We start from the raw sequence: 20,112 nt of genomic DNA on the forward strand, positions 1-20,112 counted from the left end.
GGACGACCTGCCGGACGGGGTGCCGGGGGTCGAAGGACGCGAGCGGGTTCTGGAAGATCAGCCCGGTGCCGCCGCGGCGGCCGCGGCGGCGGCGAGGTCGCGGGCGAGGTCCGTCCGGGGGTCGGTGAGAACCCGCGCGGCGGGGCCGTGCTCGACGATCCGGCCGTCGCGCATGACGGCGATGTCGTCGGCCCAGCGGGCGGCGGCGGCCAGGTCGTGGGTGATGAGCAGGACCGCCCGCTCCCGGCCCGCCGTGCGGGCCTCGGCGCGGACCAGGTCGAGGACGGCGGCCTGCGCGACCGGGTCGAGCGCGCTGGTGACCTCGTCGGCGATCAGGACGGGCGGTTCGTGCACGGTCGCGAGGGCGAGCGCGACGCGCTGCGCCTGCCCGCCGGACAGCTCGAACGGGTACGCGGCGGCGAGGGACGGGTCGAGGCCGACGCGGGCGAGGGCGGCGCCGGGGTCGCCGGCGCCGTGCGCCCGGACGGTCTCGGTGAGGTGGCGGCGGACGGTGACGGTCGGGTTGAGGGACGCGAGCGCGTCCTGGAACGCGTACCCGACGTCGCGTCCGCGCTCCGGGGCGCGCCCGCCCACCCGGACCGTCCCGCCGTGCGGGTGGAGCCCGGCGATCGCGCGGGCGGTGAGGGTCTTGCCGCTGCCGCTGGGGCCGACGAGCGCGAGCACGCGCCCGGCGGGGACGTCCAGGTCGAGGCCGTGCACGACGCGGCGGCCGGGCACGTCGACGGTCAGCCCCGCGACGGTCAGCCCCGCGACGGTCGGCCCCGGGGCGGCCGGTCCTGCGGGCTTCACCATGAACCGCCTTCGTCGGACGGGCCGGCGATCGCGCCGGCGACGACGTTCACCGCGATGATCGTGGCGACGACGGCCGCCGCCGGGACCGCGACCGTGTACCAGGCGCCGGTCAGCAGGTGCGACTGCGCCTCGGTGAGCAGGTTGCCCCAGCTCGGGTTGTTCGGCGGGACGCCGAGGCCGAGGAAGCTGAGCGTCGACTCGGCGAGGATCGCGTGCCCCACCTCGAACGCGGCGACGGACGCGACGGGCGGCAGCGCGCCCGGCAGCAGGTGCCGCCACAGCACCTGCCGGCGCGACAGCCCGAGCCCGTACGCGGCCCGCACGTACAGCCGTTCGCGGCGGCCGCGCAGCTCGGCGCGGACGATCAGCGCGACCGGCATCCAGCTCGACACCGCGATGGCGACGATCACCGTGCCGAGGGACGGCCCGGCGACGGCGGCGAACGCGAGGACGATCACCAGCAGCGGCAGCGACAGCAGCACGTCGGCGGTGCGGGCGATCAGCGCGTCCAGCCAGCGGGGCGCGACGGCGGCGAGCCCGCCGAGCAGCATCCCGGCCCCGACGGTGATCGCGGCGGCGGTGAGCCCGACCAGCAGCGACGTCCGGGCGCCGTGGAGCATGCGGGCGAGCAGATCGCGGCCGAGCTGGTCGGTGCCGAGCGGGTGCCCGGGCGAGCCGGGCGGCAGCGACGTCGCGGACGTGTCGGTCGCGAGCGGGTCGAGCGGCGACAGCCAGGGCGCGAGCAGCGCGGCGAGGCCGAGCGCGGCGAGCACCGCGACGGCGGCGGCGAGGGCGGGCCGCCGGGGCCGCAGCCGGACGGCGAGGAGGCCGCGCGGCGCGCGGGTCGTCTCAGCCCGCACCGGTCGCCCCCTTCTCCGCCGCGCCCGGCCCGCGCGCCGCGCCGCCGCGCCGGGCGCGCGGGTCGAGGGCCGCGACGGCCAGCTCGGCGAGCAGGTTCGCGGCGACCACCAGCAGCCCGGTGACCAGCACGATCGCGACGAGCAGCGGGTAGTCCTGGGCGCGCGCGGCCGCGATCGCCTCGCGGCCCATGCCGGGCCACGAGAAGATCACCTCGGTGGCGTAGACGCCCGCGACGAGCGTCCCGACGCCGACGCCGAGCCGCGCGGTGAACGGGACGAGCCCGGGCCGCATCAGGTGCCGCGCGACGACCGTCCGGCGCGGCAGCCCCCGGACGCGCGCGTTCTGCACGTGCGGCGCGTCCCGGAGCCGTCCGACGCCGTTCTCGACGAGCCGGACGTAGATGCCGAAGTGGTGCCCGAACGCGAGCGCGCACGCGGGCAGCGTCAGGTGCGCGAGCAGCCCGTACGCGGTGACGGGCTCGCCGGGCCTGCTCACGCCGCCGGACGGCATGAGCTGCGTCGACGCGGCGAACACGTAGAGCAGCAGCAGCGCGACGACGAACCCGGGCATCCCGCCCATCACGAACAGGGCGAGGTCGATGCCGCGGCGCAGCCACGCGCGCCGGGTGAGCGCCGCGACGAGCCCGACCGCGAGGGCGGCGGAGAAGCTGAGGACGGTCGCGGCGGCGGCGAGCAGCAGCGTCCACGGCACGGTGTCGCCGAGGATGTCGGTCACCGGCATGCCGGACATGTACGACGTGCCGAGGTCGCCGTGCAGGGCGTCCGACACCCACCGCGCGTACCGGACGTGCACGGGGTCGTCCAGGCCCATCTCCGCGCGCAGCTCCGCGACCGCCGCCGGGGAGGGCGGCCGCCCGCCCGACCGCGCCTCCAGGATCGACGCCGCCGGATCGCCGGGCGCCGCGTCCAGCAGCCCGAAGCACACCGCCGACAGGGCGGCGACGACCAGCACGGCCGTCGCCGCCCGCCGGGCGATCCGCAGGGCCATCTACGCGTAGCGCCAGGTCTGCGCGTTCCAGAAGAAGCCGTAGCCGTGGTGCCCCATGGTGCGCTGCTGCGGCCCCTCCAGGTTCTCCGGAACGGCGTTGATGGCCTTCAGGTATCCGATCCACGCGAACGGCGGGTCGTCCTGGAGCGCCTTCTGGAAGTCGGTGTAGGCGGTCTTGCGCCCGTCCGGGTCGAGCGTGGTGCGGCCCTTGTCCAGGGCCTTGTCCGCTTCCTCGTTGCTGTACGAGCCGAGGTTGGACCCGCCTTCGCCGATCGCCTCGTCGGTGTGGAACACCCCGTACACCGACGAGTCCGGGTCGTACGGCGTGCCCCAGCCGACCACGGCCGCGTCCAGGTCGCCCCAGTGCTTGCGCACCCAGTCGCTGGAGCGCGGGGCGGGCGTCACGTCGAAGCCCGCCTCCTTGAGCTGGGTCGCGGCGACGTTCAGCATGGCGACGCGCAGCGAGTCCTCGGCGAACGTGGTCAGCTCGAACGCGACCGTCGTCCCGCCCTTCGCCCACAGGCCGTCGCCGTTCTTCGCGTACCCGGCCTCCTTCATCAGCGACTCGGTCTTCGCCGGGTCGAACGCGAAGCCCTCGGCGGCGGCGAACTCGCTCATGTCGAGCGGCCCCTTCGCCGGAGCGCCGTAGCCGACGACGACGCTGTCCATGATCGCCTTGCTGTCGATCGCGTGGTTCATCGCCTTGCGCACCCGGGCGTCCGCGAACACCGGCTTCTTCATGTTGAAGCCGATCGCCCGGTAGTCGGCCGTCGGGTACACCTCCAGCCGGTGCCCCTTCACCTGCTCCGCCTGCTTCGGCCGGACGAACGCGCCGTCGACCTCGCCGCCGTTCAGCTGGATCAGCCGCGCCGAGTCGTCCGGCACGTACTTGATGACGATCTTCTTCAGGCCCGGCTCGCCCTCGTAGTACCGCTCGTGCGCCGCCAGCTCCGCGTACTGCCCGTGCTTGTACTCCGCGATCTTGAACGGGCCGGTGCCGATCGGGTTCCGCCCGAACTCCGGATCGGTGATCTCCTTGCCGTCCAGCACGTGCTTCGGCAGCATCCCCATCGACAGGGCCCCGAGCATCGGCGCGAACGGCTCGTCCAGCTCCAGCCGGACGGTGTGCGCGTCGGGCGTCGCGATCTCCTTCACCATCGCGAAGTTGCGCGACAGCGGCGCGTCGGCCCCCGCGTCCCGCACGGTCTCGATGGTGAACCTGACGTCGTCCGAGGTGAACGGCTTCCCGTCGTGCCACGTCGCGCCCTCGCGGAGCTCGAACGTGTACGACGTCCCGTCCTCGGACACCTTCCACGACTCCGCGAGCGCCGGGACGATCTTGTTGTCGGCGTCGTGCCCGGTCAGGCCGCGGAAGACCAGCTCGGTGACGGGGTCGGTGTGCCCGTCCTGGAGGCCGGGGTTGAACGTCTCGGGTTCGTCCCCGACCGCGTAGGTGAACACGCCGTCCTTGCCGGAGGCGGACGTGCCGCCCTGCCCGCAGGCGGAGGCGAGCGCGGCGGCGAGGACCACGGCCAGCATGGCCAGAACCGGACGTTTCAACATGAAGCACAGTATTGCAAACGTTTCGCAATAACTATGCCACCGCACCTACCGGACGGCGCTCACCCCCGCCGGCGCAGCCGCTCCCGCAGCGTGCGGCGCGGCCCCGCGACGATCACGTTCCCGTGCCGCACCTCGCCCTCCACCCGCACCCGCAGCCGCGCGGGCGCGCTCTCCTCCCGCTTGCGCCGCAGCACGTTCCCGGCCCGCACCTCCACACCGCCGACCTCGACCTCGACGTCCGGCGGCGCGATGATCCGCACGTTCCCGTGCGCCGCCGCCACCGCCACGTCCAGCCGGGTATGGACGGCCACCGCCCGCGTCAGGTCGATCGTCGCGTTGGCCGACCGCACGTCCACCCGCAGCCGGCGCGGCAGCGTCCACACCCCGGACCGCTCGACGTTCCCGTGCTTCGCCCGCAGGACCAGCTCGTCCTCGGCCGGGACGGGCAGGTCGCGCAGGACCTCCCGCAGCTCGCCCAGCGTGGTCGCGGCCAGCGCCCGCTCGATGCGCTCGTCCAGGTCGGCGGGCCCGAGGCGGCCGTCCCCGGCCGCCACCCGCAGCCGCTCCACCGCCAGCTCACGATCGTCGTGCGACGCCCGCATCTCGGCCTTCACGGGCTCCAGGCTTCCGCTCATGCCGGGATCGTAACCCGATATATCGCGAGTTGCGAGGCGTCATCCGGACACGAACTCCCGCCCGGCGAGACGGAACAGCACGCCGAACGGGCACGCCGCGTCAGGGCGTCACCGATTCCAGGCGACCAGGAACTCCGGGAGCGAGATGCGGCCGTCCGCGTCGCCGTCGCGGTCGAACTCCTCGAACGTGGCGGTCGGGTCGTCGGAAACCGGCATGGGAGACCTCTCTCTCCGTGTCATGCGGGGTGCCACCGCCTGGTAGGCGTAGGCCAGGTTGTTGCGCGAGATCAGCGTGTCGGGGTGGTCGGGGCCGTGAAGGCGTTGAGCGGTGGTCAGGGAACGCTGGAAGTAGGATCGCGCCGCGGACGGCGCCCATCTCTTCGAGGTAGTGCCCGGTGCCGGTGAGGAGCAGATCGGTGACGTCGGTATCGGTGACGGGGGACGCGTACGAGGTCAGGGCATCGATGTGGGGGAGCAGGACGCGCCAGGTCGGCCACCCATACCCAGCACCTCGCACAGCTCGGTAAGGCTGGCGATTTCCGTGTCAATTTCAGGAGTGCTCTGCACAGATGCCGGAAGATCTCTGCATGGCCGGGCTTCAGACGCTGTGCTGAATCGGCTTGGGCCCGCGCCGGGAAAACCGATGCGGTGATGCGGTTGTGACCGCCACCAGGTCGGCATCTTCGGGGCCAGCCTCGGTTGGACCCGTTCGGCTACAGTCTCTCGGCGTGATCGTGATGGGTTACGGGGATGAGAGGCGCAGCGGGGCGTACCCGGTGGCCGGGCCGTCCGGGCCGGGGCGGGTGGACTGGGTCGCTCGGACGTCGGCGCCCGTGCTGTGCCCGCCGGTTCTGGCCGCCGGCGTCCTGGTCGTCGCGGACATGGTCGGCACCGTGTACGTGTTCGACGCGGGCACAGGTGAGCTGCGCTGGCGCGTGCCTGAGGAGGACGACCCTGGCCTCGTGGTGCGGGACGAGGACGGCGAGTGGCCGGACCCGATCACGATGGCGGTGGCGGTCTGGCGCGACCGGGTGTTCGTCGCGGAGGCCGACTCGGACCAGTTCGAGCACTACGAGGACTCCGACAGCGAAGTGCGCGTCCACGACCTGGCGACGGGGGAGCGGATCGGGACAGTTCCAGGCGGCGGGTACCCGGCCGTCGTCGGTGACACGTTGTTGTTGTACGGCCTGAACGACGGGGTCCGGGCGTTCGAGCTGCCGGGCCTGGGGCCGCTCTGGCATGCAAAGGACGCGGAGGGGCGCGTGCAGACCGTCCCGGCGGTCGGCCCGGACGGTGCTCTCTATCTACCGGGGGGCTTCGAGGGCAACAAGACCCACGGCGGCGTGATGCGCCTGGACCCGCTCACCGGCGAAGTCGCCGAGTTCGATGAAGACCAAGGCGAGGACGAGGACGAGGGCGAGGACGCGGAGTACGAGGGCTGGGATGTGACGAAGGCCGTCCACGCCGTGGCGGCCGAGGGGCTGGTGTGGTTGCCGGCCGACCGGCTGCGGTTCGGGGAGGATCCCCCGTTCGACGGGGCGATCACCGGCCGGGATCCGCGCACTGGGGAGGTCCGCTGGATCCACCGGATGCCGAAGACCCCGGCCGGCGCGGTGGCGGTGGTGGATGGGACGGTGTTCGCCGCGGTGAACGGTCCGGGCGACGGGGGTCACGGCGAACCGTCGTTCGCCAAGGCCGTGACGGCGATCGGCATCACCGACCGGGTAGTGCGGTGGACGCGCCCGCTGCCCGATACGGGTGCGGGCACTCCCGTCATCGCAGACGGCTTCGTCTACATGGCCGTGCGGGACGGGCGGGTGCTCGCACTCGACGCCGGGTCCGGGGACGTCCGCTGGGAGGTCGACCTCGGCGAACGGATCCTCGACAAGGAGGAGATGGGTTACTTCGACGTGGAATGCGCCTTCGAAGAGGACGGACAGGTGATCATCCCGGCCAACGGCGTGCTCTACGTGCGAACTCGGGCGGGGATCATCGCCGTGCGCTGAGCCGCGCCGCTCCAGGGGGATCTGGCGTAGCTCGGTCGGCAGGTGCGGTGGCCAGGCGCAACCTGTGCGGGCAGCGAACGTCGAGTTGCATAGCCGCCCCAGGACCTCCAGGAGACTGCGGTGGGTGACGTCGGTGACGCGACCCGACGTAGCCGCGTCCTGATCCGGCGCAGTGAAATGCATGCGGACCAGTTCGGCCTGCTGGCGGACGGACAGCTTGGGTTGCCTGCCCTTGAGCTTGCCGCGGGAGCGGGCGATGGCCATGCCCTCCCTCGTCCTCATCTTCAGCAGGTCGGCTTCGAACTCGGCCCAGAATGGCCCTGCGTGGTCTGGAGCCACCGGCAGCCAGGGCGCCCACCGCCCGACGATGTTGGTGCCGGTCTCCCCGCGGTGCAGCAGGACCGAGTCCTGGCGGGTGTAGGTGTGGAAGGTCTCAAGGCCTTGGTCGGGGTCGAGCGTGTCGGCCAGCCAGGGCACCCACCCGGCGATGGTCATCAGCCGGAGCTTGGCCGTCTCGGTGCCCGTCCGCTCGGCCAGGGCCTTGATTACACAGCGCAACGATGCTCTGGCGGTGAAGTGTGACGGGCGGCTCCACAAGCGTGAGCGCGGGCGAACAGCGTCGAGGCCCGATCCTGCCCCGCCGGGAGGCCGGACGTCCAGATGTCGAGAATCCGCCGCCGACTCCGATCCCCCTGTGGAGCGCACCGGACGAACACAGGAGGACACGCTCATGGACCTGCCGCGACTCGGCGCCACCCTGCAGCATTTCGGCCCGCACGCCGGACCGGACGCCGTCGTCACCGTGGCGCGGGCGGCCGAGCGGCTCGGCTTCCACGCCGTCTCGGTCTCCGACCGGCTGCTCATCCCCGTCGGCCCGCACTGGACCAACGACGCCGGGCTGCCCGAGGACACCCCCTGGGACGCCCTGGAGGTGCTCACCTGGGCCGCCGCGCACACCCGGCGGATCCGGGTCGCCACCGGCGTACTGAACTCGATCTTCGAGTCGCCGGTCGCGCTGGCCCGCCGGCTCGCCACGCTGGACCGGCTGTCGCGCGGACGCCTCGACGCGGGCATCGGGCAGGGCGGCGGCACCCGGCTGCCGCCGCACTACATCCCCGAGGAGTTCGCGGCGGCCGGGGTGTCCCCCGCGCGGCGCGGCGCCGGGTTCGCCGAGCACGTCGCCGCGATGCGCGCCTGCTGGGGGCCCGACCCCGTCGAGTTCCGCGGCGAGCACTACCGCGTCCCCCGGTCGAAGATCGGCCCGAAGCCGTGGGGCGACCGGATCCCGCTGCGCTTCGGCGCCACCGCCCGTCCCGCGATCGAGCGCGCGGCCCGCATCGGCGACGGGTTCGTCACCGTCGCCGCGGACTGGGACGACGCCCGCACGCAGGTCGGCTGGTACCGGGCCGCGGGCGGCACCGGCGACGTCGTCGTCAACGTCCTGCCCGCCCCGCCCGGCACGGACGTGTCGTCCGCCGACTTCACCGCCGCGGCGGTCGCGGCCCTCGACCGGGCCGCCGCGCTCGGCGCCGACGAGGTCCACGTCGTGACCGCGCTCCTGGGCGTCCCGGCGCAGCGCCAGGTCGAGCTCCTGGAAGCACTCGCCACCGAACTGGCCCTACCCGCCCGCCACCCGTAACCCGGGCGGGACGTCAGCCGGGGCACGCCTCGCACCGCCCTCGGCGGTCCCGAACATCCCGGCGCGGCGCGGGTGCCGTCGGCCCGCCCGCGCTCCTCGGCCCCGGTCATGGGACGTCAGCCGGGGCACGCCTCGCGCCGCCCTCGGCGGTCTCGGACGTCCTGGCGCGGGGCGGTGCGGGCGCCGTCGGCCCGCCGGACCCGACGTCAGTGTTCGGGGGCGGGGGCGTCGGTGCGGCCTGCGGCGTAGGCGGCGGGGAAGGCGGTGCCGAGGGCCGCGCGGGCGGCGGCGAGGAGGCGGGCGGTCTCCCGGGGCGGGACGGCCGCGGCCGGATCGGCGGCGCGGACGGCCGCGGCGGCGCCGAGCAGCCGGGCCGCGCGGTCGTCGCGGCCCGCGAGCAGTTCGGCGCCCGCGAGGCCGTCGAGCGCGGACGCGACGGCGGGCGCGTCGCCGAGGGCGCGGGCGGCGGCGAGCCCGCCGAGATGGTGCGGGCGGGCCGCGGCGGCGAGGGCGGCGCCGAGCGCGCGGCCCGCGTGCCCCGCGCGCCCCCGCTCGATCCAGTACCAGGCCAGCGACGCCGTGAGCCGCAGCGCGAGGTGCGCGTCCCGGCGGCCGACGGCGCTCTCCAGGGCGCGGCGCAGGTTCGCGGCCTCGGCGTCGAGGCGGGCGAGCCAGCGGAGCCGGGCGGGTCCTGCGCGGTAGGCGTCGGCGCACTCCGCGACGCGGGCGTAGTACTCGTCGTGGCGTCCCTGGACGTCGCCGGTCTCGCCCGCGTCGGCGAGGCGGTCGAGCGCGTAGGCGGCCACCGACTCCAGGAGCCGGTACCGGACGCCGCCGGGGTCGTCGGCCGGCAGGACGAGCGAGCGGTCGACGAGCCGCACGACGACGTCCAGGATCTCGGCGCGGTCGACGTCGCCGCCCGCGCAGGTCTCCTCGGCCGCCTCCAGGGTGCAGCCGCCCGTGTGGACGGCGAGGCGGCGCAGGACGGCGCGTTCGGCGGGCGGGAGCGGCTCCCAGCTCCACGCGATCGCGGCGTGCAGGGTCCGCTGCCGGGGCGGGACGTCGCGGCGGTCGGAGCGCAGCACCCGGAAGCGGTCGTCGAGCCGTGCGGCGAGCGTCGCGGGGCCGAGCGCGCGGACGCGGGCGGCGGCGAGTTCGAGGGCCAGCGGCAGCCCGTCGAGGCGGCGGCAGACGGCGGCGACGGCGGCCGCGTTGGACGCGTCGAGCGCGAACCCCGGGTCCGCCGCCGCCGCGCGCGCGACGAACAGCCGCACCGCCGGGACCTCCGCCAGCTCGCGCGGGCCGCCCTCCGGGGCGGCGGGCGGGACGGCGAGGGGGGACACGGGGTGCAGGTGCTCGCCGGAGATGCCGAGGGGTTCGCGGGCGGTGGCGAGGATGCGCAGGCCGGTGCCCGTGGCGAGGAGCGCGTCCGCGAGTTTCGCGACGGGTTCGATGACGTGCTCGCAGTTGTCGAGGACGAGCAGCGCGCGGCGTCCGGCGAGTCCCTCCGCCGGGTCGGCGGCGTGCGTCCCGGCGGGGTCGGGGAGGCCGGCGGCGGCGGTGACGGCCTCGGCGACCCGGGCGGGGGCGACGCCCGCGAGTTCGACGAGCACGACGCCCTCGGGGAAGGCGGCGCCCGCGCGGGCGGCGGCCTCCAGCGCGAGGCGCGTCTTGCCCACGCCGCCCGGGCCCGTGACGGTCACCAGGCGGGACGCGCGCAGGGCGGCGAGGATCGCGTCCGGTTCGCCGTCGCGGCCGACCAGCTCGGTGCGGGGGACGGGGAGGCGCGCGGGCGCGAGGGGCGCGGACGCGGGGACGTCCAGGGACGGGTCCTGCCGGAGGATCGCCTGGTGGAGGGCGGCGAGTTCGGGTCCGGGGTCGAGGCCGAGCTCGTCGCGGAGCCGGTTCCGGACGCGTTCGTAGCACTGCAGGGCCTCGTGCTGGCGCCCGGAACCGTACAGGGCGCGCATGAGGGCGGCCTGGAGGCGCTCGCGCAGCGGGTGGCGGCCGGCGAGGTCGGTGAGGTCGGCGACGAGGGCGCGGTGCTCGCCGAGCGCGAGGCGGGCCTCGGCCAGGTCCTCGCGGGCGGTGAGGCGGCGCTCTTCGAGACGGTCGGCGGCGGCGACGGCGAACGGGGCGTCGGCGAAGTCGGCGAAGGCGGGGCCGCGCCAGAGGGCGAGCGCCTCGGTCAGGACGGACGCGCGGGCCCGGGCGTCCGGGGCGGGCGCGGCGGCGAGGGACGCGAAGCGGGACGCGTCGACCGCGCCGGGCGCGGCGGCCAGCGCGTATCCGGGGGGCCGCGCGGCCACCAGCGCGCGGCCGCCGGGTTCGGCGTCGTCGAGGGCCCGGCGGAGCTGGGAGACCTTCGCGCGGAGCGCGGCGGCGGGCCGGGCGGGGAGGTCGTCGCCCCACAGGTCCCGGATGAGCCGCTCGGCCGACACCGGCCGCCCGCCGGCGGCCAGCAGCGCCGCGAGCAGGAGCCGGACCTTCAGTTCCGGCACCCGGACGGGGCGGTCGTCGTCCGTCCGGACCTCCAGCGGGCCCAGCACCCCGAAGCGCATGCGTTCACCGTAACCGGACCCGAACCGGGCCGGAATCCCGCCCGAACCCCGGCGGCGCAGGGTGTGCGCGTCACCTTCGCAACGAGACGGGGAGAGATCATGACCGCTACCGCCGCGCCCGCGGCCCCCGCCCGGGCGGGGGCGCGCGAATGGCTCGGACTGGCCGTGCTGGCGCTGCCCACCCTCCTGCTGTCCATCGACAACACGGTGCTGTTCCTGGCGATGCCGCACCTCGCCGCCGACCTGGCCCCCGGGCCCGTCCAGCTCCTCTGGATCATGGACGTGTACGGGTTCGTGATCGCGGGGTTCCTGGTCACGATGGGGGCGCTCGGCGACCGCGTCGGCCGGCGCCGGCTGCTGCTGTGCGGGGCGGTGGCGTTCGGCGCGGCCTCGGCCCTCGCCGCGTACGCGAGCAGCCCCGGGATGCTGATCGCCGCCCGGATCCTGCTGGGGCTCGGCGGCGCGACGCTGATGCCGGCGTCGCTGGCGCTGATCGGCACGATGTTCCGGGACGCGCGGCAGCGCGCCCTCGCGATCGGCGTGTTCACCGGCTGCTTCATGGGCGGCGCGGCGCTCGGCCCGGTGGTCGGCGGCGCACTGCTGGAGCGTTTCTGGTGGGGCTCGGTGTTCCTCGTCGGCGTCCCGGTCATGGGGCTGCTGCTGGCCGCAGCGCCGCTGCTGCCGGAGTCGCGGGGGCCGCGCGGCGGGCGCATCGACCTCGCGAGCGTCGCGCTGTCGATGGCGGCGGCGTTCCCGGTCGTGTACGGGCTGAAGGAGGTCGCCGAGGACCCGGCGCGGCCGGCCGCGTACGCCGGGCTCGCCGCCGGGGCCGCCTTCGGGTACCTGTTCGTCCGGCGGCAGCGCACCGTCGCCGACCCGCTGCTGGACCTGCGGCTGCTGCGGTCCCGGACGTTCTCGGTGGCGCTCGGCCTGCTGCTGGCGACGAACGTCCTGTCGGGCGGCCTGTACCTGTTCGCCAGCCGCTTCCTGCAGACGGCCGAGGGGCTGTCGCCGCTGGACTCCGGGCTGTGGATGACGCTGCCGGCGCTCGCGATGGTCGCGGGCTCGCTGCTGGCGCCGATCGCCGCGCGGCGCGTCCGTCCGGGCACGCTGATCGCGGGCGGGATGGTCCCGGCGGCGGTCGCGTTCCTCGTCGCCGGGTTCGCGGACGGCACCGGGGTGCTGATGGCGGGGCTGACGGTCGGGTTCCTGTGCCTGTCGCCCGTCGCCGCCCTCGGCATCGCGCTGGTCGTCGGCGCGGCGCCGGACGAGCGCGCCGGCGCGGCGTCCGCGATCGCCGAGACGTCCGGGGAGTTCGGGATCGCGTTCGGCATCGCGTCCCTCGGCAGCGTCGGCGGCGCCGCCTACGCCGCGCTGGTCGCGCTGCCGCCGGGCGCCCCGGACGCCGCCGGGGAGTCGCTGGAGGACGCCGCCGCGGCCGCGGAGGGGCTCCCGCCGGAGTCCGCGGCCGCGCTGCTGGAGGCCGCCCGGGACGCGTTCCTCGGCGGGTTCGGCGTCGTCACGGTCGTCGCGGCCGTGCTGCTCGCCGGGCTGGCCGTCCTGACCGCGACCGCCATGCGGCACCTGCCGCCGATCGGCGGCGACGACGCGTGACCACGCGATCCGCCGCCCCGCCCGCCGGGCCCGGTCGTCCGTCCGCGGGACGGCCGGGCCCGGCGGCGGCACGAGGGCGGGCGCACGGCACTTGGCAGAATGCTCTTGCACGGATGTTAAGTGCATTAGTACACTCAAAGGCATGTCGGAGCAGCGCTACAAAGTGGGCGATCCGCTTCTCATCGAAGCGGAGCACGACGCGTTGAAGCTGTCGGGCCAGCTGATCCAGCGGCCCGCCGGCACGGTGTTCATGAACGAGGGCGAGCAGACCGACTTCGTCATGCTCATCGAGAAGGGCGTCGTCAAGATCAAGGTCGGGCAGCCCGCCCGCACCGTGGCGCTGCGCCGGGCCGGCGAGATCGTGGGCGAGATGGCCCCCATCCGCGGCACCCCCCGCTCGGCGACCGTCGAGGCCGCCACCGACGTCTCGGTCCTGTGGATCTCCGCCGCGCAGTGGCTGGACTTCCTCGACGCCCACCCGCGCGCGGCCATCGCGCTGATCGCGGCCACCGACGAGCGCCTCGACCAGGCCACCCAGAAGATCAAGGACTCGGAGTTCTCCGTCGAGCGGCGGCTCGCCGGCGCCCTGCTCGACCTCGTCGAGGCCGGGATCGGGCGGCGGCTGGACGACGGCGTCGAGGTCGCGATCAGCCAGCAGGAGCTCGCGTCCCTGGCGGGCGCCCGCATCGACTCCATCAAGAAGGTCCTGCGCATCTTCAAGGACCACGGCCTCATCCGGACGGGCCGGCAGCGGCTGACCCTCGTCGAACTCGATCGGCTTTCGGCGATCGCCACGGGAAGCATGACCGCCCCGTAGCGGCGGCGGCAAGGGAGAGCACGATGACCGGCAGACTGTCCGACCACCCGCTGATCAAGGCGCTGCTCGGCTTCCGGCTGCCCGCGGAGGACTACGTCGTCCACGGCAGCGGGCCGCTGCTCGCCCGCGGCCTGCGGCCGGTCGACGAGCTCGACATCGTCGCCCGCGGCGCCGCCTGGCGCGCGGCGGCGCGGCTCGGCCGCCCGATCCGCGGCGCCGTCAGCGGCGCCCCGATGTACGAACTCGGAGGCGGCCGCGTGCACGTCTCCCGGCACTGGTTCCTGCCGCCCGCCGACACCGACGCCGGCGTCGACGCGCTCATCGCGGACGCCGACCTGTTCGAGGGCATCCGGTTCGCGCGCCTCGACGAGGTCCGCGCCTACAAGCGGCACCTGGGACGCGCCAAGGACCACGCCGACCTGCGGCTCCTCGCGCGCCGCTCCCCCCGACCGGGCCCCGGCCCCGGCGCGCCCGCGCCGGGCGGCGCGGCCCCGCCCGTACTCGGTCCGCTACCCGAAGGAGAGGAGGTGATGACCCATGTGGTCGCAGGCTGTCACTGAGACGGCGCGGACGGTGCGGCTGGCCCTGGCAAGCTGGAGCCACACCGCCCGCGGGGCGATCCTGCTCGTGGTGCTTGCAGGATGCCTGTTGTTCCTCATGCACCAGGGTATGCCGCTCATCACCTGGTGAACAAGCGGCCCCGGGGCCGTGCCGCACCCGTTCCGGCGGGGGCGGCGCGGCCCGCCCGCACGTCCGCGCGCATGCTCGCCCGGACGTCCGGGCGGTGACGCTCGGTGAGCGGCGGACGGGCGCGGACGGGCGTCAGGCGCCGGGTCCGGGGCGGGGTTCGACGTCGGTCGGGCCGAGGGGGGCGCCGCACGCGTCGCACGTGAAGCGGGGCGTGAGCGTCCCGGCGCAGCCGCGGTGCCCGACGATCACCGGGGCGCCGTCCGGGGCGTAGTGGCGGTCGCCCCACAGCAGCAGCGTCATCATCGCGGGCCACAGCTCGACGCCCTTGCGGGTGAGCCGGTACTCGTGGCGCTCCGGGCGCTCCTGGTACGGGACGCGGCGCATGATGCCCTCGTCGCACAGCCGGGTGAGCCGGTCGGTGAGGATGTTGCGGGCGACGCCGAGCACGTCCTGGAAGTCGTCGAACCGGCGGTACCCGTCGAACGCGCTGCGGATGATCAGCAGCGTCCAGCGGTCGCCGACGACCTCCAGCGAGCGGGCGATCGAGCAGTTCTGCGACTCGTAGGTGCGGGGCAGGGCCACGCTTCGAGAGTAGCGGAGCATTGCGGTGATACGCCGGGCCCGGGACGGCGCATGCCGTCCCGGGCCCGGAAGCACCGGAGCCGCCGGCTACTTCAGCTTCTTGCCCGCCGACTGCAGGCTCTCGCACGCCTCGACGACGCGGGCGGCCATGTTCGCCTCGGCGGCCTTGCCCCACGAGCGCGGGTCGTACTGCTTCTTGTTGCCGACCTCGCCGTCCACCTTCAGGACGCCGTCGTAGTTGCGGAACATGTGCTCCGCGACCGGGCGGGTGAACGCGTACTGGGTGTCGGTGTCGATGTTCATCTTGATGACGCCGTAGGAGACGGCCTCGCGGATCTCCTCGAGCGTGGAGCCCGACCCGCCGTGGAACACCAGGTCGAACGGCTTGTCCTTGCCGTGCTTCGCGCCGACGGCGTCCTGGATCTCCTTGAGGACCTCCGGCCGCAGCTTCACCGAGCCCGGCTTGTAGACGCCGTGCACGTTGCCGAACGTCGCCGCGAGGATGTAGCGGCCCTTCTCGCCGACGCCGACGGCCTCGGCGGTGGCGAGCGCGTCGCCCGGGGTCGTGTACAGCTTCTCGTTGATCTCGTTGGCGACGCCGTCCTCCTCGCCGCCGACGACGCCGATCTCCATCTCCATGATGATGCGGGCCTTGGCGCACTCCTCCAGGAGCTCCTCGGCGATCCGCAGGTTCTCGTGCAGCTCGACCGCGGACCCGTCCCACATGTGCGACTGGAACAGCGGCTCCTCGCCGCGCGCCACCCGCTCCTGCGAGATCTTGATGAGCGGGCGCATGAACCCGTCCAGCTTGTCCTTCGGGCAGTGGTCGGTGTGCAGCGCGATGTTCACCGGGTACTTGGCGGCGACGACCTTGGCGTACTCGGCGAGGGCGGTCGAGCCCGTCACCATGTCCTTCACCGACGGGCCGGACAGGTACTCCGCGCCGCCCGTCGAGACCTGGACGATCCCGTCGCTCTCGGCCTCGGCGAAGCCGCGCAGCGCCGCGTTCAGCGTCTGGCTCGAGGTCACGTTGATGGCGGGGAAGGCGAAGCCGTCCCGCTTCGCACGGTCGAGCATCTCCGCGTAGGTCTCGGGCGTTGCGATGGGCATTTCAGCGTCCTTTCATACGCAGCGGTGCCGCCGGGCATCCGGCCGGGCGGTAGCACCCGGGCACCCGCCGGACGGGCGGGGACGCCGGGTCGGGCATGCCGTCCACGGTCAGTATCGCGGTCGCGGCCCCCGCCCAGCTCACCAGGGGGCGCCGCGGGTGCCAGTATCCCGGATTTCGCGTCCGGAGCCAGTGGGGACGCGCGCCGCGCGGCACCCGATCGCGGCGCGCTTCCGGACGTCCGAAACGTCCCCGCGCGGCCCGGTGCGGACGCCCGCGGCGGCGGCGCCCGCGGCCGGTTCGGCCCCGCCGGCCGCGAGATCCGGAGCCAAGGGAACAAAACGGACAGCGGCGCGAAGAAGAATGTCCCTGAAGAGTCACGTCCGTCGCTCAGCGGTGACAGTTATCGCTAACCTCCCCATGTGGGACGTCATCGGTCGGACCCCAGGGGTCTCGCACGCATATTGATCGCGGCTTTGGCCGTGGCCGCCGTTCTGGCTCTGCTCGTCGTCGGCGGCATGGCTCTGGTGAACGCGGTCTCGGGCGACGCCGATCCCAAGGGGCCCTCCGCCACCGTCTCCTCGGACGGTGGCGGAGGGTCCCCCTCCCCATCCGCGGACTCCCCGTCCCAGGCACCCGCCCTGCTGATCCGCGTGGTCGGCGCGCCCACCAAGGTCGTGGTCCGGGTGCCCGACGGGGAGATCTTCTTCACCGGTGTCATGAACACCGGCGAGACCTACCACTACAACGAGACGCCGCTGTCGGTCGTCGCCGACAACGGCTCCTCCCTCGAGGTGACCATCCACGGCGAGGAGCAGGACCCGGCGTCCGCCCAGCGCACCGTGTGGTCGGTGCCCCAGCGGTCCTGACCTGCGGCGTCAGCCCAGCCCCAGATCCGCCACCTCGAACGGGTGCCGGTACTCCAGTCCCTCCGCGGCGATCCGCGCCGCGGCCCCCCGCTCCAGGATCGTCGCGACGGCCACGACGTGCGCCCCCGCCTCCCGCAGCGCCTCCACCGCGGTCAGCACCGAACCGCCCGTGGTGGAGGTGTCCTCGACGGCGAGCACCCGCCGGCCCGCCACGTCCGGGCCCTCGATCCGGCGCTGCAGGCCGTGCGCCTTGCCCGCCTTCCGCACCACGAACGCGTCCAGCGTCCGCCCCCGGGCCGCCGCCGCGTGCAGCATCGCGGCCGCCACCGGGTCGGCGCCCAGCGTCAGGCCCCCGACCGCCTCGTAGTCCAGGTCGTCCGTCGCGTCCAGCATCACCGACCCGACGAGCGGCGCGGTGGCGCCGTCCAGCGTCACCCGGCGCAGGTCCACGTACCAGGACGCGCGCTTGCCCGACGACAGCACGAAGTCCCCGTGCACCACCGCCTTGGCCTTGATCTGTTCCAGCAGCTCATCACGATCGCTCACGGGGAAACCCTATTCACCCCGCCCGCGCGCGCCGCGCCCGCCATGTACGGTGCCGGAGAGGAGGACGCCATGACACCCGGATCCCTCGTGCTCCTGCACGCGCCGAACACCGGCTCCGCCGCCTGGGGCGACCTCCCCGAGACGCTCCGCTCCTACGGGCTGGACGTCATCGCCCCGGACGTCGCCGAGGGCGCCGGCTCCCGCTACGTCGCCCGCGCGTCGCTCATCATCGCCGCGACCGCCCCCGCGACCCCGCTCGTCCTCGCCGCGCACGGCGCCGCCGGGCCGCTGCTCCCCGCCGTCGCCCTCGCGCAGCGCGCCGCCCACCGCGCCGTCGGCGGCTACCTCTTCGTCGACGCCGACCTGCCGCGCCCGGCGCACGCGCACGACCACGACGACGGCGCCGAGCACGTCCCCTCGCCCCCGGACTGGCCGGACGCCCCCTGCGCGTACCTCCGCACCCACGCCGACCGGTCCGCGTCCCCGGGGCACGACCGGGCCGTCCGAGAGGCCCGCCTGCGCGGCTGGCCCGTCGCCGAGCACGAACCCCCGGCGGCCGTGGCGCAGTCCCTCAGCGAACTCCTCACGACCCTGTAGCCGCATCCGGCGGGCGGGCCGCGGGAACCGGCGCGGCCGCTCCGCCGTCCCATCGTCGATCGTCCGGAACCGGCGGAAGGCGGGCCCATGCGCGGACGGAAGGCGGCCACCGCGGTCCTCGCGTCCCTGACGCTCCTCACGGCCTGCACGGACGACGGCGAAGGGCACGTCGAGACCGGTCCGCCCCGGCCGGACGGCCGGAAGATCGCCGTCGAGGCCGCCGCCGGACGCCTCACCCCGCTCGACCGCTGGCCGGACGCCTGCTCGCTGCTCACCGCGGACGAGGTGCGCGCCGTCGTCCCGTCCGCCGACGACATCGGGGCGCGGTCCGCGCCGGCGGTGCCGCGGATCCCGCCGTCCTTCCTCGGCGCGGACGCGGGGCCGCCGCGCGAGGTTCCCCGGGGGCGGTGCGCCTTCACGATGAGACTCCCGGTGTACCGGCAGGAGTTCACCGGGGCCGACCGCGGCTCCGGCGGGTTCGGCGTCGCCCTCGACGCCGTCGCCGGTCCCGACGCGGCCGCGGCGATCCACCGGGACCGGAAGGCGCGCGCCGACCGCGCCTCCGGGGCGGAGGAGGTCCGTGTCGGGGGCGCCGAGTGCTACGCGTACCCGCCGTCGGGGGCGCCCTCGATCCCCTACCTCTCGTGCCGCCGGGGGCCCGTGGTGTTCACCGTCGAGCGGGCGTCCTTCGAGAGCGTCTCCTTCGAGGGCGTCGGCCGCCGCGACGGCGGCGCGGAGTTCGACCGGACCGTCCTGGAGCGGATCCTCGTGCCGCTGGCCGAGACCGTCGCGGCCGACCTCCCGAGCGGCTGACGCCCGGACCGCGCGGGCGGCTCAGGCGTTCTTGAGGAGGTCGTCGAGGAGGGCGTCGTAGTCGTCCTCGCCGCGGCCCAGGTCGATGCGGGCGCGGTAGCGGAGGCGCAGGAGGGCTTCGAGGCTGTCCTCGGCGATCGCGACGTCGTCGGGGCCCGGGGTCAGCGACGCGGCGGGGGCGGGCTCGCCGGGCTCGCCGGGGCCGCCGACGCCCGTGCCGACGGCGTTGTCGCGCAGCGCGAGGACGACGTCGGCGCCGTTCGTGGCCCAGTCGTGCGCGCCGGACGCGTCGCCCTGGGCGTACAGCACCTCGGCGACCGCCCGGTACACCTCGGGGTCGCGGGGCCGGTCGGCGCGGATCTGGTCGACGAGGGCGCGGGCCTCGTCGGCGCGGCCGAGCTCGAACAGCGCGTCGGCGAGGTAGGCGCGCGGGTCGCCGTAGGTCTCGCCGCCGTCCTCCAGGGCGCGGCGGTAGAAGTCGGCGGCCTTGCCGTGGTCGCCGGCGTGCTGCCACTGCTCGCCCGCGCGCAGCAGGACGTTCGCGCGGGACACCCCGCCGGACACCGTCTCGGCCAGTTCGGCCAGGCGCCGCGCGGCCGCGATGTGATCGCCCGTGCGCAGGGTGTCGAACTCCAGGTCGTCGAGGTCGTCTTCCGTCACATGCGTCACGGTTCAACGCTACCCGGCGGCGCCCGACCGAAGCGGGCGATTCTGGGATGTCGGTGAATACCGGCGCGTACCCGTCAGCCTCACCTGCGGGAACGTTCGAGGGCGTCCCAGAAGCCGCGGCGCAGCGCGTGCCGGACCTCGTCGTGCAGCAGGAAGTCGATCGGCAGCGACGAGCCCTGCAGCAGGCGGGCCTCCAGGTCGGAGGGCATCCGGGGCTTGCGGGCGAGCACCGCCTCCAGCCACAGCGCGGGCGCGTCCCGGGCGACGGACTCGCCGAAGTCCTGCCCCTCCTGGTGCGCGGACTTGACGGCGTCCGCCAGCGACGGCGCGTTCTGCTGGGCGGGCACCGGGGAGAGCTGCTGCGGCCCGGTGTAGGGGCCGGGCGGCCGGGTCGCGGGGAGCGACTGCGGCGGGGACGGCGGCGACGGCGCGGGGACCGGCGGTGCGGAGTACTGCTGCGCCGGGGCGGCGTGCGAGCCGGTCGGTGCGGGCGCGGCGGGCTGCGTCGTGCCGCCGCTGAACGACGCGCCGAACCCGCCGGCCCCGGACGTCCCGGCACCGGACGTCCCGGACCCGAGCGTGGTCGAGCCGAGCACGCCGGCGCCCGAGGAGCCGCCGAGCGGGCCGGAGTTCGGCCCGGTGTCGAGGACGCTCGACCCGTACCCGCCGGACGCGGGCGACGGCGTCGGGCCCGTGGACGTCTGCGGGGACGGCGACGGCA

The 20,112-nt window shown here is 75.0% G+C and carries 18 protein-coding genes and 2 pseudogenes; 8 read left to right on the forward strand and 12 right to left on the reverse strand.

What is annotated here, in order from left to right; genetic code table 11:
• Positions 1–57: 57 nt before the first annotated feature.
• The 6 genes and pseudogenes from DMH08_RS30670 to DMH08_RS42865 all read right to left on the reverse strand — a co-directional run.
• The gene (locus DMH08_RS30670; RefSeq protein ID WP_125619438.1) at positions 58–813 is read right to left on the reverse strand and encodes an ABC transporter ATP-binding protein; all 756 of its coding nucleotides are present in this window, start codon (positions 811–813) and stop codon (positions 58–60) included.
• The gene (locus tag DMH08_RS30675) at positions 807–1,673 is read right to left on the reverse strand and encodes an ABC transporter permease (protein ID WP_026402803.1); all 867 of its coding nucleotides are present in this window, start codon (positions 1,671–1,673) and stop codon (positions 807–809) included. The genes DMH08_RS30670 and DMH08_RS30675 overlap by 7 nt, the downstream gene beginning before the upstream one ends.
• Positions 1,663–2,682: an ABC transporter permease gene (locus tag DMH08_RS30680; protein ID WP_051300739.1), complete on the reverse strand. Its 1,020-nt coding sequence runs from the start codon at positions 2,680–2,682 to the stop codon at positions 1,663–1,665. Before DMH08_RS30680 ends, DMH08_RS30675 begins: the two co-directional genes overlap by 11 nt.
• On the reverse strand, positions 2,683–4,245 hold the full coding sequence (locus tag DMH08_RS30685; protein WP_233617903.1) for an ABC transporter substrate-binding protein: 1,563 nt from the start codon (positions 4,243–4,245) through the stop codon (positions 2,683–2,685).
• 59 nt (positions 4,246–4,304) lie between these two features.
• Complete coding sequence (locus DMH08_RS30690) at positions 4,305–4,880, reverse strand: DUF1707 SHOCT-like domain-containing protein (protein WP_125619440.1); 576 nt, start codon at positions 4,878–4,880, stop codon at positions 4,305–4,307.
• A 264-nt stretch (positions 4,881–5,144) separates the two neighbouring features.
• Positions 5,145–5,309, reverse strand: a pseudogene (locus DMH08_RS42865) (tetratricopeptide repeat protein); the annotation flags it as partial.
• 308 nt (positions 5,310–5,617) lie between these two features.
• Between DMH08_RS42865 and DMH08_RS30700 the strand changes: the two are divergent.
• Both DMH08_RS30700 and DMH08_RS30710 read left to right on the forward strand, forming a co-directional pair.
• Positions 5,618–6,886: an outer membrane protein assembly factor BamB family protein gene (locus DMH08_RS30700; RefSeq protein WP_233617904.1), complete on the forward strand. Its 1,269-nt coding sequence runs from the start codon at positions 5,618–5,620 to the stop codon at positions 6,884–6,886.
• A gap of 730 nt (positions 6,887–7,616) precedes the next feature.
• Entirely contained in the window at positions 7,617–8,525 is a 909-nt protein-coding gene (locus DMH08_RS30710) for an LLM class flavin-dependent oxidoreductase (protein ID WP_125619444.1), read from the forward strand.
• Between the two features lie 206 nt (positions 8,526–8,731).
• On the opposite strand, the gene DMH08_RS30715 is transcribed toward DMH08_RS30710, so the two are convergent.
• Entirely contained in the window at positions 8,732–11,086 is a 2,355-nt protein-coding gene (locus DMH08_RS30715; protein WP_199748088.1) for an AfsR/SARP family transcriptional regulator, read from the reverse strand.
• Between the two features lie 99 nt (positions 11,087–11,185).
• Here DMH08_RS30715 and DMH08_RS30720 point away from each other — a divergent pair, with 99 nt between their 5' ends.
• The 3 genes from DMH08_RS30720 (at position 11,186) to DMH08_RS30730 (ending at position 14,077) form a co-directional block, all read left to right on the forward strand.
• Complete coding sequence (locus DMH08_RS30720; RefSeq protein ID WP_125619446.1) at positions 11,186–12,700, forward strand: MFS transporter; 1,515 nt, start codon at positions 11,186–11,188, stop codon at positions 12,698–12,700.
• A gap of 142 nt (positions 12,701–12,842) precedes the next feature.
• On the forward strand, positions 12,843–13,517 hold the full coding sequence (locus tag DMH08_RS30725; protein ID WP_026402806.1) for a Crp/Fnr family transcriptional regulator: 675 nt from the start codon (positions 12,843–12,845) through the stop codon (positions 13,515–13,517).
• Between the two features lie 23 nt (positions 13,518–13,540).
• Positions 13,541–14,077 carry a hypothetical protein gene (locus DMH08_RS30730; RefSeq protein ID WP_051300741.1) on the forward strand — a complete coding sequence of 179 codons (537 nt, stop codon included), beginning with the start codon at positions 13,541–13,543 and terminating at the stop codon, positions 14,075–14,077.
• Positions 14,078–14,339: 262 nt separating this feature from the next.
• Here DMH08_RS30730 and DMH08_RS30735 read toward each other — a convergent pair whose 3' ends face one another.
• Entirely contained in the window at positions 14,340–14,789 is a 450-nt protein-coding gene (locus tag DMH08_RS30735; RefSeq protein WP_026402807.1) for a winged helix-turn-helix transcriptional regulator, read from the reverse strand.
• A gap of 87 nt (positions 14,790–14,876) precedes the next feature.
• Positions 14,877–15,899, reverse strand: a complete 1,023-nt coding sequence (fbaA, locus tag DMH08_RS30740) for a class II fructose-bisphosphate aldolase (RefSeq protein ID WP_026402808.1) — start codon at positions 15,897–15,899, stop codon at positions 14,877–14,879.
• 480 nt (positions 15,900–16,379) lie between these two features.
• Between fbaA and DMH08_RS30745 the strand changes: the two genes are divergently transcribed.
• Positions 16,380–16,766, forward strand: a complete 387-nt coding sequence (locus DMH08_RS30745; protein ID WP_064743648.1) for a RodZ domain-containing protein — start codon at positions 16,380–16,382, stop codon at positions 16,764–16,766.
• A 9-nt stretch (positions 16,767–16,775) separates the two neighbouring features.
• On the opposite strand, the gene pyrE is transcribed toward DMH08_RS30745, so the two are convergent.
• Positions 16,776–17,312, reverse strand: a complete 537-nt coding sequence (gene pyrE / locus DMH08_RS30750) for an orotate phosphoribosyltransferase (protein WP_026402810.1) — start codon at positions 17,310–17,312, stop codon at positions 16,776–16,778.
• Between the two features lie 69 nt (positions 17,313–17,381).
• Here pyrE and DMH08_RS30755 point away from each other — a divergent pair, with 69 nt between their 5' ends.
• Both DMH08_RS30755 and DMH08_RS30760 read left to right on the forward strand, forming a co-directional pair.
• Positions 17,382–17,909 carry a hypothetical protein gene (locus DMH08_RS30755; RefSeq protein ID WP_125619448.1) on the forward strand — a complete coding sequence of 176 codons (528 nt, stop codon included), beginning with the start codon at positions 17,382–17,384 and terminating at the stop codon, positions 17,907–17,909.
• A gap of 87 nt (positions 17,910–17,996) precedes the next feature.
• The gene (locus DMH08_RS30760) at positions 17,997–18,722 is read left to right on the forward strand and encodes a hypothetical protein (protein WP_125619450.1); all 726 of its coding nucleotides are present in this window, start codon (positions 17,997–17,999) and stop codon (positions 18,720–18,722) included.
• Positions 18,723–18,743: 21 nt separating this feature from the next.
• Here the strand turns inward: DMH08_RS30760 and DMH08_RS30765 are convergent, their stop codons facing one another.
• Both DMH08_RS30765 and DMH08_RS41985 read right to left on the reverse strand, forming a co-directional pair.
• Positions 18,744–19,391 (reverse strand): tetratricopeptide repeat protein, encoded by a 648-nt coding sequence (locus DMH08_RS30765; protein ID WP_026402813.1) that lies wholly within the window; start codon positions 19,389–19,391, stop codon positions 18,744–18,746.
• A gap of 80 nt (positions 19,392–19,471) precedes the next feature.
• Positions 19,472–20,112 (reverse strand): annotated as a pseudogene (locus DMH08_RS41985) (NYN domain-containing protein); the annotation flags it as partial.

The organism is Actinomadura sp. WAC 06369, from assembly GCF_003947565.1.
In the GTDB taxonomy this organism is placed as follows: Bacteria; Actinomycetota; Actinomycetes; order Streptosporangiales; family Streptosporangiaceae; genus Spirillospora; species Spirillospora rifamycini.